Origin of the sequence: Streptomyces monomycini (genome assembly GCF_022271435.1) — a bacterium.
GTDB lineage: Bacteria > Actinomycetota > Actinomycetes > Streptomycetales > Streptomycetaceae > Streptomyces > Streptomyces monomycini.
In genome coordinates, this window is the sequence record NZ_JAFIQY010000007.1 from 293,459 (window position 1) to 310,561 (window position 17,103).

13 protein-coding genes and 1 pseudogene are annotated in these 17,103 nt (G+C 70.1%); 5 read left to right on the forward strand and 9 right to left on the reverse strand.

Going from position 1 to position 17,103, the window contains the following annotated elements:
* Positions 1 to 197: 197 nt before the first annotated feature.
* The 3 genes from JXZ78_RS12375 to JXZ78_RS12385 form a co-directional block, all read right to left on the reverse strand.
* On the reverse strand, positions 198 to 1,370 hold the full coding sequence (locus JXZ78_RS12375) for a serine hydrolase domain-containing protein (protein ID WP_372498415.1): 1,173 nt from the start codon (positions 1,368 to 1,370) through the stop codon (positions 198 to 200).
* A 212-nt stretch (positions 1,371 to 1,582) separates the two neighbouring features.
* Positions 1,583 to 4,000 carry an ABC transporter permease gene (locus JXZ78_RS12380; RefSeq protein ID WP_238783047.1) on the reverse strand — a complete coding sequence of 806 codons (2,418 nt, stop codon included), beginning with the start codon at positions 3,998 to 4,000 and terminating at the stop codon, positions 1,583 to 1,585.
* Positions 3,997 to 4,719: an ABC transporter ATP-binding protein gene (locus JXZ78_RS12385; protein ID WP_238783048.1), complete on the reverse strand. Its 723-nt coding sequence runs from the start codon at positions 4,717 to 4,719 to the stop codon at positions 3,997 to 3,999. The genes JXZ78_RS12380 and JXZ78_RS12385 overlap by 4 nt, the downstream gene beginning before the upstream one ends.
* 178 nt (positions 4,720 to 4,897) lie before the next feature.
* On the opposite strand from JXZ78_RS12385, the gene JXZ78_RS12390 reads away from it, so the two are divergent.
* The 4 genes from JXZ78_RS12390 (at position 4,898) to JXZ78_RS12405 (ending at position 7,491) form a co-directional block, all read left to right on the forward strand.
* A complete protein-coding gene (locus JXZ78_RS12390) occupies positions 4,898 to 6,130 on the forward strand; it encodes a sensor histidine kinase (protein WP_238783049.1) in 1,233 nt (410 codons plus the stop codon).
* Positions 6,118 to 6,753: a response regulator transcription factor gene (locus tag JXZ78_RS12395; protein ID WP_238783050.1), complete on the forward strand. Its 636-nt coding sequence runs from the start codon at positions 6,118 to 6,120 to the stop codon at positions 6,751 to 6,753. The genes JXZ78_RS12390 and JXZ78_RS12395 overlap by 13 nt, the downstream gene beginning before the upstream one ends.
* 154 nt (positions 6,754 to 6,907) lie before the next feature.
* Positions 6,908 to 7,075: a hypothetical protein gene (locus JXZ78_RS12400; protein ID WP_238783051.1), complete on the forward strand. Its 168-nt coding sequence runs from the start codon at positions 6,908 to 6,910 to the stop codon at positions 7,073 to 7,075.
* A 59-nt stretch (positions 7,076 to 7,134) separates the two neighbouring features.
* Positions 7,135 to 7,491 (forward strand): hypothetical protein, encoded by a 357-nt coding sequence (locus JXZ78_RS12405; RefSeq protein WP_238783052.1) that lies wholly within the window; start codon positions 7,135 to 7,137, stop codon positions 7,489 to 7,491.
* On the opposite strand, the gene JXZ78_RS12410 is transcribed toward JXZ78_RS12405, so the two are convergent.
* The 6 genes and pseudogenes from JXZ78_RS12410 to JXZ78_RS12435 form a co-directional block, all read right to left on the reverse strand.
* On the reverse strand, positions 7,460 to 8,503 hold the full coding sequence (locus tag JXZ78_RS12410; RefSeq protein WP_238783053.1) for a tellurite resistance/C4-dicarboxylate transporter family protein: 1,044 nt from the start codon (positions 8,501 to 8,503) through the stop codon (positions 7,460 to 7,462). The genes JXZ78_RS12405 and JXZ78_RS12410 overlap by 32 nt on opposite strands.
* Positions 8,504 to 8,622: 119 nt before the next feature.
* A complete protein-coding gene (narI, locus tag JXZ78_RS12415) occupies positions 8,623 to 9,414 on the reverse strand; it encodes a respiratory nitrate reductase subunit gamma (protein WP_238783054.1) in 792 nt (263 codons plus the stop codon).
* A complete protein-coding gene (narJ, locus tag JXZ78_RS12420) occupies positions 9,411 to 10,037 on the reverse strand; it encodes a nitrate reductase molybdenum cofactor assembly chaperone (RefSeq protein ID WP_238783055.1) in 627 nt (208 codons plus the stop codon). The genes narI and narJ overlap by 4 nt, the downstream gene beginning before the upstream one ends.
* Positions 10,034 to 11,675 (reverse strand): annotated as a pseudogene (gene narH, locus JXZ78_RS12425) (nitrate reductase subunit beta). The gene narJ and the pseudogene narH overlap by 4 nt, the downstream one beginning before the upstream one ends.
* A 1-nt stretch (position 11,676) precedes the next feature.
* Positions 11,677 to 15,372 (reverse strand): nitrate reductase subunit alpha, encoded by a 3,696-nt coding sequence (locus tag JXZ78_RS12430; RefSeq protein WP_238783056.1) that lies wholly within the window; start codon positions 15,370 to 15,372, stop codon positions 11,677 to 11,679.
* 1,026 nt (positions 15,373 to 16,398) lie between these two features.
* Entirely contained in the window at positions 16,399 to 16,662 is a 264-nt protein-coding gene (locus tag JXZ78_RS12435; RefSeq protein ID WP_238783057.1) for an nSTAND1 domain-containing NTPase, read from the reverse strand.
* Between the two features lie 118 nt (positions 16,663 to 16,780).
* Between JXZ78_RS12435 and JXZ78_RS12440 the strand changes: the two genes are divergently transcribed.
* A partial coding sequence (locus tag JXZ78_RS12440) for a GMC family oxidoreductase N-terminal domain-containing protein (RefSeq protein WP_238783058.1) occupies positions 16,781 to 17,103 on the forward strand: 323 nt, incomplete at its 3' end.

Consider the following 17,103-nt stretch of genomic DNA (forward strand, 5'->3'; position numbering starts at 1 on the left):
TCGCTCCGGTGGCCTGGCGACGCCCGTGAGCACGGGCCCGCCGGGGTACCGGTCGCCGTTCCCGTTCGCGGGAGCGGCGACCGGTACCGTCAGGCGCCGACGGCGGCAGGGGACCGCCCACCGGCCTGACCGCCCTCATCGGGCGTTTACGGCCGCGGTGTGGGAGCGGCGGCTGCCCGGTGAGGTCAGTGAGGCTTTCAGCGGCGGCACAGGGTCGATTCGACGGCGGTCTGCGCGTGCTGTCCGGCGGCATCGTCGGCCGGGAGGGCGGTCAGCGCGATGTTGACCGCACGGCCGTTTTCGGTGACACCTCCGAAGGTGAAGTATCCCGGAATGGTGCCGCCATGGCCCCAGTAAACGCCGCCGCACGGCAACGGCCTCATGAACAGGCCCAGCCCATAACGGTTACCCGGGCCGGCCGCCTCTGCGGAGACGGTGGTGCGCATCTGGGCGAGCTGGGCCGGGGGCAGAAGTTTGCCGTTGAGGAGGGCGGTATAGAAGCGGTTGAGGTCGCTGTTGGTGGAGATCACCGCACCCGCGGCCCAGCCCCAAGACGGGTCGAGTTCGGTGACATCGCGCCAGGGCGAGTCGGCGGTGTCCCGGTGGTAGCCCTTGGGGTGGGGTTCGTCGATGGTCATGTCTCCGGGGGTGGGGAAGTAGGTGTGGCGCAGTCCAATGCGGTCGACGATGCGCCGGTTGATCTCCTCGCCCAGCGGGCGGCCGGTGACCTTCTGGATGATCAGGCCCGCGACCAGGTAGTTGGTGTTGTTGTACTCCCACTTCGCGCCCGGGGAGAAGTGGGCCTTCTGCGCGAGGGCGCTGTCGAGGAGCTCGCGCGGCTCGTAGTACCTCTGCGGATCCTCGAGGACCGCGCCCTTGTCCAGGTATTCGGGCAGGCCGCTGGTGTGCTGGAGGAGTTGGCGGATGGTGATGTGGCGTCCGTCGATGCCTTCGCCGCGCAGCAGGCCGGGCAGGTAGGTGTCGACGGGGGCGTCCAGGGCGATCTTCTTCTCGGCGACCAGCTGCAGCGTGACCACAGCCGTGAAAGCCTTGGTGTTGCTGGCCGCCCTAACCTGCCCGTCCTTGGGCATCTTCGCGCCGGTCTTGAGGTCGCCGACACCCGCGGTGTAGTTACGCATCTGGCCCTTGCGGTCCACGACGCTCGCCGACGCGGAGGGTACCTGGTCGTCAGTCACCAAGGTGTTCAGGCTCTTTTGGACGGGGTTCGGCTTGGCAGCGGAGGCCGCGGACGGGAACAGTGCACCGGTGGTCATGACGGCCCCGGTGAGCACTGTCACGGCGAGCAAGGTCTTACGTCGGCCGCCTCGCGAAAGAGCGGGACGCAACCTCGGCGACACACGTGCGTGCATGGAACAACTCCTGTCGGTAGGGGAACAACATCGGTGGGTCAGTGGGTCAGTGGTTCAGTGGTTCAGTGGTTCAGTGAGAGGTGGTCGTGGTGCGACGGGCCTGCCGGTGGCTCGGCCCGGTCCTGTGATGGTCGCGGCGCGTGAAGGAACGGCTTTCCGCTCGTGCCCCCCGCTCCAGGACGGGTGCACGACAGAGGGGGGACCTGGTTCCGCTACGTGGTTCGAGGAGACTTCCGGCGGTGCAGCAGCCGGCGGGCGGGCAGCATGACGGCTGCCGTGCCCGACAGGAACACCGTGCCCAGTACGGCCGCGCAGACCGAGGGGGACACCGACAGCGCGGACAGACCGGTCACCGCGCCGCCGAACGTCAACAGGGTCACCGCCGCGACCAGGGAGCCGACGGCGGCCCCCGTACCGAGTACGAGGAAGGTCTCCAGCCGCAGCATCGCCAGAACCTGGCCGCGGGTCGCGCCGATGAGCCGGAGCAGAGCCAGTTCACGGCGGCGGGAGGCGGTGGCGACGGCCAGCGTGGTGACCACGCCGATCAGGGTGAACAGGGAGATCGCCGCGACTGCGAGCAGTCCGGGCAGGGCCTGCTGGCGTGCCTTTTCGGTGAGGGCCGCACTGTACTGTCCGGCGGATGTGGCACGGGTCCCGGGAAAACGGTCGAGCACCGGTCGCAGGTCGTCCGCTCCCTTGACCAGGAGGTAGTCGTCGTGGCCCGTGTCGGTGACGTGGGCGGCGACCGCATCGTGCGGCAGCAGGACATCCCCGAAGCCCTGCCCCCGGTCGTAGACGGCCACCACCTCGGGTCGGATCACGGTGCCGTCCGCGAGCCAGAGAGACACGGTCGAACCGACCTTGTCCGCGCTGGCCACGTTCGAACTGAGCGCGACTGTGTTCTTGCCGTGCAGGCCCTTCAGCCGGCCCGCCTTGACGTCCGGGTCCAGATGGGACAGTGCGCCCTTCACGCCTTGGGTGGGCAGGGACTGGAGCTGGGCCGCGACCGACATCACCACGGTGGTGCGTTTCACCGCGGTCACGCTCCCCGGCCCGGCCGTCCTTTCCACCGCCCGGTACATGGCCTGGGGCACGCCCGGCCCGTTCGAGACGAGTACCTGGTCCGCGTGCAGCCCCGCGGTTGCCTGCGTCCGGGTGGCGTTGACCGCGGTGGTCTGCACGAACAGCTGGCTGGCGCCGAAGGAGAGCGCGAGCGCGATCGGCGTGATCACCGACGCGAGTCGCACGGCCGCGGCGGTGGCCGTGTCGGTGGCGAGCCGGCCGGAGACCGGGAACAGGAGGCGCATGACGGGGCTGAGGACGACGATTCCCCCTCGGGCGATCGAGGGACCCAGGAGGGCCGCCGCCCAGATGAGAAAGAGTACGAGTCCGCCCATGGCCGCGGTCGCCACCTGCCCTCCGAACGCGAACGCGGTGGCGGCCGAAGCGAGACCGACGACCAGGAGCACCAGGCCGGTGATCACGCGCCAGCGCGGTAGCCGGGTCGGTTCGGCGGAGGTCTCGCTCACGGCCTGGGCCGGCCGGATCCGGGACACGCGTCGTGCCGCGAGCCAGGCGGAACCGACCGCGGTGAGCACGGTGAGCACCAGGGCACCGAGGACGGGGAACGGTCCCAGAGCGAGCCCCAGCCCCTGCGGCAGGGCCCCCTGCTCGGCCATGAAGCGGTGCAGCAGAGTGCCGAGCCCCAGCGACAGCAGACCGCCCAGGAACGAGGCAGGGACGGCGACCTTGAGCGTCTCGCGGACGATCACCCGGCGGACCTGCCGGGGGGTGGCACCGATGGCGCGCAGGACGGCGAGTTCGCGGGTCCGGTCCCGTACGGACGTGTCCAGGAGACCGGTCAAGATCAGCAGCACCACCAGCAGGGCGACTCCGCCGATCGCCGCACACACGCCGATCAGGTCGATTCGTGCCGCCGCCACCTCCGGGTTCTCGACGTCGCCACGGTCCGCGCCGGTCGCGACGATCAGACCGGGGGCGGCCGCCCGCAGCGTCCGGGCGGACGTCTCCTTCGTGCCGATCACGACCAGCGCGTCCGCGTGCTCGGGACGGCCGCTGAGGACCTGTGCCGTGTGCTGGCCGAACCAGACATCGTGGCCTGCGCCGGGCCCTCCGGCCACCAGACCGCTGACGCGGTAGGGTTCCGGCGCCTTGCCACCAACCTGGAGACGGACGGTGTCCCCGACGGCCCTGCCGCTGCCGGAGTCCACCGCGACTTCGTGTTCCGCCCGCGGGGCCCGGCCGGAACGCAGTTCGACCTCGGTGAGCGCGGTCGCGTCCCAGCCGCGGCCGGTCCGCACGGCCCCGTCGGCGGTGACCACCGGCAGGGAGACGTCCGCGACCACCTCGGTGACCCCCGGTGCCGTGCGCACCCGGTCCGCCACCGATACCGGTACCCGGGCCCGCTCCACCAGCGACCTGGCATCGCTCTGGTCGTCCTTGACGACCTCGACGCGCTGGCTCGCGGCGACGACGGCCACGGCGCGCTCATAGCGGTCGGTCGATCCGTGAGCCCGTAGTGCGGACTCCAGCAGGACCCCGAACGCGCCCGTCAACATGGCCGCGCACATCAGTGCCACCGCCACTCCGGCGGCGATGCCGCGCCTCACAGCGTCCCCCAGCGGGCCAGGACGGTTGCGGCGGAGGGAGCCGTCAGCTCGTCGACGATCCGGCCCTCGCTCAGGAAGACGACACTGTCGGCCCAGGCCGCGGCCACCGGGTCGTGGGTGACCAGCACGACCGTCTGCCCCATTTCGTCGACCGCGTCACGCAGCAGCTTCAGGACGTGCTCGGCCGACCTCGGATCCAGCGCGGCCGTCGGCTCGTCGGCGAAGACGATCTCCGGGCGGGTGACGAGCGCCCGGGCGAGCGCCACACGCTGTTGCTGGCCGCCGGACAGGCGTGCCGGGAGCCGGTCCAGGTGGCCGGCCATCCCCACGCGGTGGACGACTTCGTCCAGCCAGCGCCTGTCCGCCTGGCGGCCGCCGAGGGACAACGGGAGGGTGATGTTGCGCTCGACGTCCATCGAGGGCATGAGGTTGTAGCCCTGGAAGACGAACCCGATCCGTTCGCGGCGCAGCCGGGTCAGCTCCGTCTCGCTGAGCCCTCCCATGTCCAGATCACCGAGCCGTACCGTTCCGCCGCTGGGCCGGTCGAGACCGGAGGCGCAGTGCAGGAAGGTGCTTTTGCCCGATCCGGACGGGCCCATGATCGCGGTGAGACTGCCCTTGCGGAATCCCCAGCTGACCCCGTCCAGCGCGGTCACCTTGCCATAGGACTGGGAGACCTCCTCCAGGGACACGGCGAGCCGCATGGCCCGAGTCGTCATCGGTTGCATGGTGGGTCCCTCGGTTGCTCGATCGATCAGAACGAGTACCGAACGTAATCGCGCGAGCCGGGCGGGCGGCACCGGTCCCGCTCCCGAACCGAGGGTGTAGCAGGCTCCACCTGTCAGGTGTAGCGCGCACTTATGACAGGTGAACGCTCGTGAAGTACCGTCTCGACCCATGGACCTGAAGGCGAGGGCGCACCGCAGCCTACGATCCGCGAGGTATCTGCTGGGTGGGCTCACCACCGCTCTGCCTTCGCTGGCCGGTTACGTTCTGTTGCCGATCCTCTGTTTCTCGCTGATCGTCGCCCCGGTCCTGCCGTGGGCGGTGCGGCCGTTGCGCGCCTTGGCCGATGCCGAACGCCGGCGTGCCGAACGCGTTCTCGGCCGCCCCGTGCGCCGTCCCTACCCGACGCCCGAAGGCAATGCCTACCGGCGGACGCTGCAACTGCTGCGGTCCCCGGGGACCCGCAAGGACATGGCATGGATGCTGGTTCACGGCATCGTGGGGCTCGTTCTTCCCGTCCTCGTCCTGGGAGTGCTGCTCAGTCTGCTGCTGACGATCTCCATTCCGTTGTGGTGGTGGACCCTGCCCGGCGGAACCCTCACCCTCCTCGCGGCCCCCCTCACCACCTGGATGCAGGCGATCGTCCTGTCCGCGGTGTGTGCCTGGCTCCTCGCTGCCCTCTTCTTCTGGCTGGCTCCCGCCACGGTGAGGCTGGAGACACGGATCGCAGAGATCATGCTCGGCACGTGGACCGGCGCCGGCCGGCGGATCGAGGAACTGACCGCCTCGCGCGCGGGAGCCCTCCAGGCCCACGAGGCGGAACTCCGACGGATCGAACGCGACCTCCACGACGGCACCCAGGCACAACTCGTGGCGGTGGCCATGCGACTGGCCCTGGCCGACCGCCGGTTCGACAAGGACCCCCAGAGTTCCAGGAAGATGGTGCTCGATGCCAAGACCACCGTGGACGAGGCACTGGTCCAACTGCGCACCGTCATCCGCGGCATCCACCCGCCGATCCTCTCCGACCGGGGACTGAACGGGGCCATCCGCTCCCTGGCCGCGGGCCGGCCGATCCCCACCGCCCTGGATTTGCCCGAGACCGACCACCGCCCTCCCGCCGCCGTCGAGGCGGCCGCCTACTTCGTCGTTGCCGAGGCCCTGACCAACATCGCCCGGCACAGCGACGCGAGCCGTGCACAGGTCTCGCTCCGGTACGACGGCCCCACGCTGTGCGTCACCGTGCGGGACGACGGGTGCGGCGGGGCCACACCCGACTCCACCTCGGGCAGCGGACTTGCCGGAGTACGCCGACGGGTCGCCGCCCTGGACGGTACGACGAGGATCGACAGCCCTGTCGGTTCCGGAACGACAATTGAGGTGGTACTGCCGTGCGGATCGTGATCGCGGAGGACAACGTGCTACTCCGCGAGGGCCTGATTCTGCTCCTGGAGGAGGTCGGGCACGAGATCGTGGCCGTCGTGGGAAGCGGACCCGAGATTGTCCCCACCCTGCTCGAACACCGGCCGGACGTCGCCGTCCTGGACGTCCGGCTACCGCCCGGCTTCCGCGACGAGGGGCTGCGCGCCGCCATCGAGACCCGCAAACTCGTTCCCGGCCAGCCGCTCCTGGTGCTCTCCCAGTACGTCGAGGAGAGCTACGCCGCCGAACTGCTCGGACTGGGCGCCTCGGGGATCGGCTACCTGCTCAAGGATCGTGTGGGACACATCGAGGAATTCCAGGACGCGCTGGAGCGCGTCGCTGCGGGCGGAACAGCGCTGGACCCCGAGGTCGTCTCCCAGCTGATGAGCCGCCGGGACCCGCTCGACGCGCTGTCCCCCCGGGAACGGGAGGTCCTCGGGCTGATGGCGCAGGGCCTGGACAATCCCACGATCGCCACGACCCTGTTCATCACCGAACGTTCCGTCAGCAAGCACATCGGCAGCATCCTCGCCAAGCTGAACCTGCCGCCGAGCGACAGCGGCAGCCGCCGGGTCCGCGCGGTGCTCGCCTACCTGAACGCCTGACCTGCGTCGCGCACGGGTGTAGCTGGCTACACCTCAGGTTCGGGGGAACGGTCCGATGCGCCGACCGGGGCCGCAGGGAGAAGGTGGACCGCGTAAGAGATCCCACCCCTGGCGCCCATCGGGCCGCCGGGGCGCACAACAGGAGGAACCCCTGATGAAGCCCGTGCTCTGGCTGCTGCTCGTCGTCTCCACGGCGGCGGCGGTCTACGTCAGCACCTTCGCCCACTACACCGGCACCACGAGGATCCTGGCCGCAGTCGGTACCGGCGTCGTCTTCGTCGGATCCGCGCTGGGACTGTGGCTGACCAGCGGCAGGAAGTGACCCGTAGCGGCGAGAGCATCTGAGGAGGGGGCCGGCGGCGAGCCGGACACCCCCTCCTCATGCGCGACGCGGAAAACGGACACCACCTGGATTTCGCGTCCGAGCAGACCTCGGTGCACGTACACCAGAGGCTCGAAAAGCTCGGTGATCGTCCGCACCCCCGTGACGTACTGCGACTGACGCTCGCGGAAATGCTCCCCCTGCATGCCGACGCCCGCGCAACCAGCCGGACGAGCGCCGCCTACGGCCTGGAGGCGCTGCACGACCAGACCGTGCAGGAGCAGGCGCCCATAGCCTCTTTCAAGGACGGGCTTCCATCGAGCAGTTGGTCCGCCAAGCGATCGCCGACGGGCACATATCGACAGCCTCCGGGTACGAAGGAGGTCAGCCTGGTGGTTCGTTGCGCTGCGACATAGGTCCGGAACGGGACCACTGGACGAGTATGACTGCGCCGACCAGTGTCCATGCGGCCAGTGCCGCCCACGCGGCCGTTCGACCTGCCTCTTGCCACAGGCCGGCACTGGTCGCGCGCGCGGCCCGTTGTGTGGCCACGGCGTACATGCCGATCGGGAAGACGGCCGACCACCAGGACAGTTCGTAGCGCAGCGGTACGCGGTGACGGATGTGCCGCCACGCGCCGGCACCCAGCAGTACGGGGATCAGCGCCGTTGCCCAGCCCGACACCAGCATCAGCACAGCGGTGATCACTGTCCTGACCGAACCGTACCAGCAGGCCGATTGCAGCACGCTCGCCCCTGCCAGGACGCTGATGGCCCCCGCTCCCATCGCGATCCAGTAGACCGGAGTCAGCTCCGTCGGAGAGACACCGTGACGCCGCAGACGTGTCCAGACCAGTGAGGTGACCGTGGCATACGCGAGCACGCCCGCCCCCCAGCAGCACATGCCTGCTACCGCCGTGGCGGGCCCGACCCGCAGTTCCGTGGTGGCCACGACGACCGACTGCGGGCCGACCACCAACAGGAACCAGCTGCCGTCCGGTCGTGCCGACCGGTTCCGGGCGACGGTGACGACAGCGCGCAGAAGCGCTACGCAGCAGAGGGCACCGCCGGTCAGCAGGCCGATGGCGAAGGGGCGCCAGTGGCCGGTGGCCAGGTCGGCGGCCAGGACATCGGATGCCGCCACGAAGGTGAAGAATCCGAAGGCGCGGGCCGGATCTGCGGCGTCCTGCGCCATCCGGCTGCGGTACGCGGCGATCCGCCACGCGGTCGCTGCGACGAGCACCACGTAGAGAAGTACGCCCAGGCTCAGCAGCAGTCGGGCCACTGTATGGGCACCGACGGAGGCGGCCGCCCGTGAGACGATGCCCGCCGCCATGACGGAGGCGAAGCTCGCCGGGGGGAGGCGCCCGATGCCTTCGCGCATGCGCGCCCGGTAGCTGTTCGGTGTGGTGGTGGCCTGGTGGCCCATCGATGCTCCAGCAACTGCTTCGTGCTGTGGACCGCGCACGGTATCGGCTTGGTCGCCTGGTCGGCTCGTGGTCGTCGTTGCAGCCAGGCCCGGTGGCCCGACAGCGTCCGGGCCGGGTGTCACCCGGGGGTGCGGCGGGCCGTACGGTGGGGCGTCGGGGCGGCCTGTCGCGCCGGGTGACCCACCTGCGGGACCTGGGACGAGATGCCTGGCCGGTACGGGCCGCGGCCGCCGGCGCCGCGGCGAGAGCGGTAGACGACGTAAGGGCGGATGATGTAGCCGAGGGGCGCGGTGAAGGCGTGGACCAGGCGGCTGAAGGGCCACAGGGCGAACAGGGTCATGCCCAGCAGGGCGTGCAGTTGGTAGGTAAACGGTGCCTGGGCCATGGCGGTGACGTCGGGGTCGAGGGCGAAGAGGCTGCGGAACCAGACCGAGACGCCGAGCCGGTAGTCGTAGGGGTTGGTGGCAGTGGAGGCGGTGGCCAGCAGCCCGGCCAGCAGGGCGGCGGCCAGCAACGGATAGACGAGGCGGTCGCTGCGGCTGGTCGCGGCGCGTACCGCCGGCATCCGCAGGCGGCGGTAGAGCAAAATGCCCAGCCCCGCTACGGCCGCGATGCCCGCTGTCCCGCCCACCACCAGCGCCGAGAAGTGGTACATCCTCTCGCTGACGTGCAGACGTTCCGTCAGGGACTCGGGCACGAGCAGCCCCATCACGTGGCCGCCGATGACCAGGAACAGGGCGTAGTGGAAGAGGGGCCCGCCGATGCGCAGCAGGCGGGATTCGTGGAGCTGGCTGGAGCGGGTGGTGAAGCCGAAGCGGTCGTAGCGGTAGCGCCACGCGGTGCCGGCGACCAGGACGGCCAGGACGAGGTAGGGCAGCACTCCCCACAGGGCGATGTGGACGTGGGTCACCTGCGGGCTCCTTCGATGTGCGGTGCTCCGTGGGCAGGAAACGGGTCGAGGCCCACGTTTTCGGTGGGTGGCCCGCCGCGTGCCAGGGCGAGGGCGGCGGCACGGTCGGCGGGGGCGGGGCCGGGCAGGGTGGCGCGCACGGCGCTCAGCACCTCGGCGTACGGGCTGCGGTACGTTTCCAGCGCGTGGGCGAGCAGGTCGAGGGCGGGCCGGTGTTCGCGCAGCAGGCGCAGACCGGGCTCGGGACAGCGGGCGGTGAATTCGAGTGCGGCAGGCAGGAAGTCGGGCAGTTCGCCGTTTTCCTGCTGCCAGCCGTGGGCGCGGTAGAGGGCTTTGAGACGGGCCAGGGAGGCGCCTCTGCGGCGGGTGTCGCCGTCGGTGTAGTAGGTCAGGTGCAGGGTGCGGCGCCGGCTGCGGTCGAAGGTGAGCACGTAGCGGGCCGCGAGGTCCAGGACCGGTACAGTCCGGGCGTAGGCGCAGAAGCGCAGCAGGGCGGCCGGCGCCTCCCCGGGCAGCTGCCGCATCGTCTCGGTGACGGCGGACAGCCGTACGGGCCAGTCGCCGTCGGGGTAGGTCAGGAGCAGCGAGGCCGCCTGGTGGACGGCGGGGCGTACGGCGGTCACAGTTCGTTCTCCCGGCGGCGGGGGAACAGTCCGCTGGGTGTGCCCCGGCCGTTCCAGTTGAGGAGGTTGACGCGGCCGCGCAGCCCGTTGCCGGCTGTGGCCGGTTCCGGGGCGGGCGGGGTGTGGAAGCTCTCCATGCCTGGCAGCCCGGTGTCGTACATGCCTGGGCCGCCGTTGCCGTCGAGGCTGCATCCGTCGTCCAGCGTGTCCGGGGGGGAGGTCTCCGGTGTAGCTGGTGGGGATGACGTAACGGTCCTCGTACTTGGCCAGGGCGAGCAGCCGGTACATGGCCTCGATGTCGTCCCCGCCGAGGCCGACGGCCTCGGCGATGGCGGGGTCCCGGGGGTCACCGAGGTTGATGCGGCGCATGTAGGAGCGCATGGCGGCCAGGCGGCACAGGGCGGCTTCGACGGGGGCGGTGTCGCCCGCGGTGAAGAGGTGGGCGAGGTAGTCCAGGGGGATGCGCAGGGTGTCGATGGCGCCGAAGAGGTTGGCGGGGTCCTCGCCGTCGTGGCCGCTGTGGGTGAGGGAGTCGACGATGGGGGACAGCGGCGGCACGTACCAGACCATGGGCATGGTGCGGTACTCCGGGTGCAGGGGCAGCGCGACACGGTAGTCGGTGATCAGCGCGCGGACAGGGGAGCGGCGCGCGGCGGTGACCCAGTCGTGCGGGATGCCGCAGGCTTCGGCGGCGCGGGCGACCTCGGGATCGAAGGGGTCGAGGAAGCAGCCGAGTTGGGCCTCGTAGAGATCCTTCTCGTCGGGGACGCGAGCGGCCGCGCCGACCTTGTCGGGGTCGTAGAGGATGACGCCGAGGTAGCGCAGCCGGCCTACGCAGGTTTCCGAGCAGACGGTGGGCTCGCCCGCTTCGATGCGTGGGTAGCACAGGGTGCATTTCTCGGCTTTGCCGGTCTGGTGGTTGAAGTAGACCTTCTTGTACGGGCACCCGGACACGCACATCCGCCAGCCGCGGCAGCGGTCCTGGTCGACGAGGACGATGCCGTCCTCGATGCGCTTGTACAGCGCGCCGGAGGGGCACACGGCCACGCACGACGGGTTCAGGCAGTGTTCGCAGATGCGGGGCAGGTAGAACATGAACGCCTGCTCGTACTCCAGGCGCACCTTCTCGTTCATCTGCCGCAGCACCGGGTCGGCTGCCAGTTGCTCCGGGCCGCCGCCCAGGTCGTCGTCCCAGTTGGGGCCCCAGGTGATGTCGGTGGGGCGGCCGTCGATGAGGGAACGGGGCGGTGCGGTGGGCAGGTCGTCGCCGAGCGGCGCGGTGGTCAGGTTCGCGTAGTCGTAGGTCCAGGGTTCGTAGTAGTCGCTCAGGGCCGGCAGCTCGGGGTTGGCGAAGAGGCGGGCTAATCGGCGGGCGCGGCCGCCGGAGCGCGGTACCAGCCGGCCGTGCTTGAGCTGCCAGCCGCCCTTCCAGCGGTCCTGGTCCTCATGGCCGCGGGGGTAGCCCTGTCCTGGCCGGGTCTCGACGTTGTTGAACCACACGTATTCCGTGCCGGTGCGGTTGGTCCAGGTCTGTTTGCAGGTGACCGAGCAGGTGTGGCAGCCGATGCACTTGTCGAGGTTCATCACCATGGCCACCTGGGCCATGACGCGCGGGGTGGGGGGTGTGCCGCGAGGCATGTCAGTACTCCACGTTCTGCGAGCGGCGCCGGATGACGGTGACGGCGTCGCGCTGGTTGCCGGTGGGTCCGTAGTAGTTGGGGGCGAAGGACAGCTGGCCGTAGCCGCCGATGAGGTGGGTGGGTTTGATCAGGAGCTTGGTGAGGGCGTTGTGGACGCCGCCGCGACGGCCGGTGGTCTCGGACTTGGGCACGTTCACCAGGCGTTCCTGCACGTGGTACATGAACACCGTGCCCGGCGGCATACGGTGCGAGACGACGGCACGGGCGACGACCACGCCGTTGGGGTTGACCGCCTCGATCCAGTCGTTGTCGGCCACCTCTATCCGCGCCGCGTCCTCGACACTGATCCAGATCACCGGGCCGCCGCGGGCCAGGGTCTGCATGAGCAGGTTCTCCTGGTACTCGGAGTGGATCGACCACTTCGAGTGCGGAGTGACGTAGCGGACCGTCACCGAGCGAGCGCTCCCCACCCCCGTCGGGGAGTGTTCGCCCAGTGCGGCCAGGTCCAGGGGCGGCCGGTAGACGGGCAGTTGCTCACCGAGTTCGGCCATCCAGTCGTGGTCGAGGTAGAAGTGCTGGCGGCCGGTGAGGGTGTGCCAGGGCTTGCGGTGCTCGGTGTTGATGGTGAACGGTGCGTAGCGGCGCTCGGGCCCTTCCTTGCCCGACCACTCGAAGCTGGCTCCCACCTGTACCGGGCGCGCCTGGGTGTCGGAGAAGACCACGCGCCGCTCGGCGACCGACTCACCGAGGGTCTCCAGCCGACTGTCCTTGCCGCAGCGCTCGGCGAGGCGCGCGAAGCCTTCGGCGGCCAGTCGTCCGTTGGTGGTGCCGGACAGGGCGAGGATCGCCTCGCACAGCTTCACGTCCGTGTCCAGCAGCGGCCGGCCCCGTACCGCTTGCGGCAGGGCCGTTCCGCACCGGTCGGCCAGCCACCGGGCCTCCGCCCGCGGGTACACGGTCACGCCCTTGACCGTCATGCCTGACTCCTCGGCCAGCGGCCCCAGGCTCGCCAGCTTCGCGGCCACGGCCGTGTAGTCCCGCTCGACGAGTGCGAACGCCGGGAGGTTGTGTCCGGGCCGGGGCGGTACCGCCTCCCGCCAGTCGGGCACCACGCCGCCGGGCTGTGCCGTCTCGCCGGGCGTGTCGTGCTGCAGCGCGGTGGCCACCAGGTCGTAGCGGGTGTCCAAGCGGCCCTGGGCCAGCTCGCTGAACTTCGCCGCCAGGCCGTGGAAGATCTCGAAGTCGGTACGCGCCTGCCAGGGCGGGTCGATCGCGGGGGAGAAGGCGTGCACGTAGGGGTGCATGTCCGTGCTGGACAGGTCGTGCTTCTCGTACCAGGTGGCGGCCGGCAGCACCAGGTCCGCCATCAGGGTCGTGGAGGTCATCCGGAAGTCCAGCGCCAGGAGCAGGTCGAGCTTGCCGCGCGGTGCCTGCTCGTGCCAGGTGACATCGCGTGGCCGGGCCCCGGGCGGTGCTTCCTCGGCGCTCGCGTTGTCGCCGGCGCCCAGCAGATGCCGCAGGAAGTACTCGTTGCCCTTGGCGGAGGAACCGATGAGGTTGGCCCGCCATACCGTCAGCACCCGCGGCCAGTTCGCCGGATCGTCCGGATCCTCGCACGCGAAGTGCAACTGTCCCCGCTGGAGCTGGTCGGCGACCCACTGTGCTGGCTCGCGCCCGTCGGCGCGGGCCCGTTCCCCCAGGGCCAGGGGGTTGTCGCTGAAGGTGGGGGCGGAGGGCATCCAGCCCAGGCGGGCGGACTGCGCCACCAGGTCGGCGGTGTGCCGCCCCGCGAACAGTCCCTGTCCCGTCGCGGAGGCGAGCGCGTCGGCGCGGTACGACTCGTAGCGCCACTGGTCGGTGTGCAGGTACCAAAAGGGCGTCCCGGCCATCTGCCGCGAGGGCCGTACCCAGTCAGCCGCGCTCTGCATCTGCTGCCAGCCGGCGTACGGGCGCACCTTCTCCTGACCGACGTAGTGCGCCCAGCCACCGCCGTTGACGCCCTGACAGCCCGTCAGCAGCAACAGCGTCAGGAACGACCGGTAGATGGTGTCCGAGTGGAACCAGTGGTTGGTGCCGGCCCCCATCACGATCATGCAGCGACCGCGCGTCTTCTCCGCGGTGTGGGCGAACTCCCGCGCAGCCCGCACCACCGCTCCCGCCGGCACCGAGGTCAGCGACTCCTGCCAGGCCGGCGTGCACGGCAGTGCGGCATCGTCGTACCCCTCGGGCCACTGCCCCGACAGGCCCGGACGGTGCACGCCGTACCGGGCCAACAGCAGGTCGAAGACGGTCGTCACCCACCGTCCGCCGACCTCGCGCACCGGAACCGCCCGGCGTATGGTGCCTCCGCCGCCGGTCCCGCCTTCTGCGCCCTGGTCGAAGCGCGGAAGAACGACCTCCACGCTGGTCCCGGCCCGCTCCTCGTAAAAGGTGAGCAGAGGGTCCACGTCGCCCAGGCCGAGGTGCCAGCGGCCCGCACCGTGCTCGGACCAGCGTTCCCCCAACGTGCCGGGCGGTGCCACGGGAGCACCGCGGCCCGCGTCGAAGACCACCGGCTTCCACCGCCCGTACGCCTCCGCCTGCCCCTCCTCGGACAGCCCCAGGCCGGCCGCCGTGACGAACTTGCCCGGCACGAAGGACGTACCGCGCTGCTCCACCTCCACGAGGAACGGCAGATCGGTGAAGGACTTCACGTATTCGGTGAAGTACGGGACCTGGCGGTCGACGAAGCACTCGCGCAGGATGACGTGGCCCATGGCCATGGCCAGGGCGCCGTCCGTGCCGGGGTGGGGGTGCAGCCATTCGTCGGCGAACTTCGTCGCGTCCGAGTAGTCGGGGGAGACCACCACGACCTTCTGGCCGCGGTAGCGGGCCTCGGCCATCCAGTGGGCGTCCGGTGTGCGGGTCACCGGCACGTTGGAGCCCCACAGCATCAGGTACGCCGCGTCCCACCAGTCGCCCGATTCCGGTACGTCGGTCTGGTCGCCGAAGACCTGCGGCGAGGCGATCGGCAGGTCCGCGTACCAGTCATAGAACGACAGCATCGGCGCGCCGATCAGCGACATGAACCGGGCGCCGACCGCGTGCGAGCCCATCGACATCGCCGGAATCGGGGAGAACCCCGCCACTCGATCAGGACCATGGGCACGGATGGTGTGCACATGGGCGGCGGCCGCGATTTCCAGCGCTTCGTCCCAGCCGATCCGCACCAGTCCGCCCTTACCGCGCGCGTTCTGGTAACGGCGGCGCTTGCCCGGGTCCCCGGTCACCTCGTTCCAGGCGGCGACGGGGTCGCCCAGCCGTGACCGCGCCTCCCGGTACATCTCCAGGAGGACGCCGCGCACATGCGGATAGCGCACGCGCGTCGGCGAATAGGTGTACCAGGAGAACGACGCGCCTCGTGGGCAACCGCGCGGCTCGTACTCCGGCCGGTCCGGGCCCACCGACGGGTAGTCGGTCTGCTGCGTCTCCCAGGTGATCAGGCCGTCCTTGACGTACACCTTCCACGAACACGAACCCGTGCAGTTCACGCCGTGTGTCGAGCGGACCACCTTGTCGTGCGCCCAACGCTCACGGTAGGGAGCGTCGTTGACCTGCTGATCCGTGCGGAAGACCGCACGCCCGTCCGGCGTCGTGGCGGCCCCTTGCAACTGCCGTCCGAGCTGCAGCAACCGTTCCGCCGCCTCACCCGCCATACGCTCCGCTGCCTTGCGTGTTCCGCGTTGCGTCACGTGCGGACGCCTCCTCTCCCCATGCAGCGGCACCCTGTGACCTGTCAGCGGGCAAGGGCGCAATTTCGGCCCCATCCTGACCCCGAACTCGCGCTTTCAACCGCTTCGGCGAACACAATTGGGCAGAGTTATACGCAACGTTCCCATTGCTTTGCTCTACATGCCGCGCACATATGCGGACAGCGTTTGCTTGTATGGCGCGATATATATACATCGCCGGAGATGCGGTAGGGGGCGGGATGATGCGACTGTGAAAGTCAGTTGTTCGAATATGGGGTGGCGAAGGGACGTAGCGGAGGCCGCTGTGGAAGGAGAGACGCGCCTCGGACGGTCACATCGTCCACTGCGCACCGTGGTCTCCACAGACGAGATGGGTTTTGCTATTCCTTTCTCGAGAAGGCGGAACCAACGATGCTCCGAAGCCATCCGGGGCGTACAGGCTCGGTTCGGGACCCGCCCGGCGCCGGGCCGCTCGCGGAGGCGCCAAGGCCGGAGCGTGGCTACCAGCCGTGAAGTTGCCGCAGCGTCAGGTTCTATCGCGCTGGTTAGGGCAAAACACCGGCCCAGCACAGCACTTCGTGAGCAGGCATTGGTGGCCTGGCCCACCGCACGGGTTGCACGGATGTTGGGCGTGAGCGCCCGGACTCTGCGGCCCGGCGACCAGACCGGTGTGCTGCCGCCCGCGCGTGGACCGGCGGCAACAGCCACCGTTGCTTCGATGCCATCACCGCCGGCTGCTCGCCGAACGCGACCGGCTCGGCGTCCCGACCGCGGCCGTCTCCCGCACGATCAGCGATGCGGAACGCCCGAAAAGGGCGGCAGCCGCATGGCCATGGCCAACCGTGTCAGTATCCGCATGAGCTGAAAGGGGACCAGTTCGCTGCCGGGGGTGACCACGGCAGCGAACTGGGCGTCCAGGGCCTGCGCGGAGTGATCACGCTGTGGCTGGACACCGGTCGGGGCGCCTTGGACGGAGGTGCCGTGCGCTGGTCAGCGGCCGGGCTTCGCCGTCGTCCGGCGGCGTATGGGGCAGCGGGCGGTGGGAGTAGTGCGCAGGTTCGGGATCGGTCCGGCGCGCAGGAGCGAGGACTCACCAGTGCCAGACGGGCCGACCAACACCGGCACGGGTCTCTCGCGCACCATGACCAGCAGCTGCTGGATGAGGTGGTCTCGGCCGAAGAAGCGGTCCTGGTCACCTGTTTCGTAGCGCGCCGGCCCCGGATAGGGCGTCTGGTCGGCGGTGTTTCGGACCATCACGGTGACGGAATCAAAGCCGCGCGTCATCTTCCCGCCGTGCGACCGTGATGCTTCGCTACCTGATAGCGGCTGGGCGAAGCCGTGCAGGAGTGACGACGCTCCGAAGGAGGGCCGCGTGCCGGGATTCGACTTCGTCATCGTGGGCGCGGGGACGGCCGGCTGTGTGCTGGCGGCGAGGCTGTCGCAGGACGTGAACACGCAGGTCCTGTTGATCGAGGCGGGTGGCTCGAAGATGCTGCCCGCGCAGGCCTCGCCTCCCGCGTGGCCGACTCTGCTCCAGACCCCCGCGAACTGGGGGGACGTCACCGTCGAGCAGTCGGCCACCGGCACATCTGTACGACTGCCGCGTGGGCGCGGGCTCGGCGGGTCCTCGGCGATCAACGGCATGGTCTTCGCCCGCGGCCACCGCTTGGGCTACGACCGGTGGCCCGGCCAGGG

What these genes read in the sequence shown, in the direction of transcription:
- JXZ78_RS12405 (WP_238783052.1), top strand. Translation starts at nt 7,135, where the DNA reads ATGCGCGACGCGGAAAACGGACACCACCTGGATTTCGCGTCCGAGCAG.
- JXZ78_RS12410 (WP_238783053.1), bottom strand. Translation starts at nt 8,503, where the DNA reads ATGGGCCACCAGGCCACCACCACACCGAACAGCTACCGGGCGCGCATG.
- JXZ78_RS12375 (WP_372498415.1), bottom strand. Translation starts at nt 1,370, where the DNA reads ATGCACGCACGTGTGTCGCCGAGGTTGCGTCCCGCTCTTTCGCGAGGC.
- JXZ78_RS12385 (WP_238783048.1), bottom strand. Translation starts at nt 4,719, where the DNA reads ATGACGACTCGGGCCATGCGGCTCGCCGTGTCCCTGGAGGAGGTCTCC.
- JXZ78_RS12400 (WP_238783051.1), top strand. Translation starts at nt 6,908, where the DNA reads ATGAAGCCCGTGCTCTGGCTGCTGCTCGTCGTCTCCACGGCGGCGGCG.
- JXZ78_RS12435 (WP_238783057.1), bottom strand. Translation starts at nt 16,662, where the DNA reads ATGGTCCGAAACACCGCCGACCAGACGCCCTATCCGGGGCCGGCGCGC.
- JXZ78_RS12390 (WP_238783049.1), top strand. Translation starts at nt 4,898, where the DNA reads ATGGACCTGAAGGCGAGGGCGCACCGCAGCCTACGATCCGCGAGGTAT.
- JXZ78_RS12430 (WP_238783056.1), bottom strand. Translation starts at nt 15,372, where the DNA reads ATGGCGGGTGAGGCGGCGGAACGGTTGCTGCAGCTCGGACGGCAGTTG.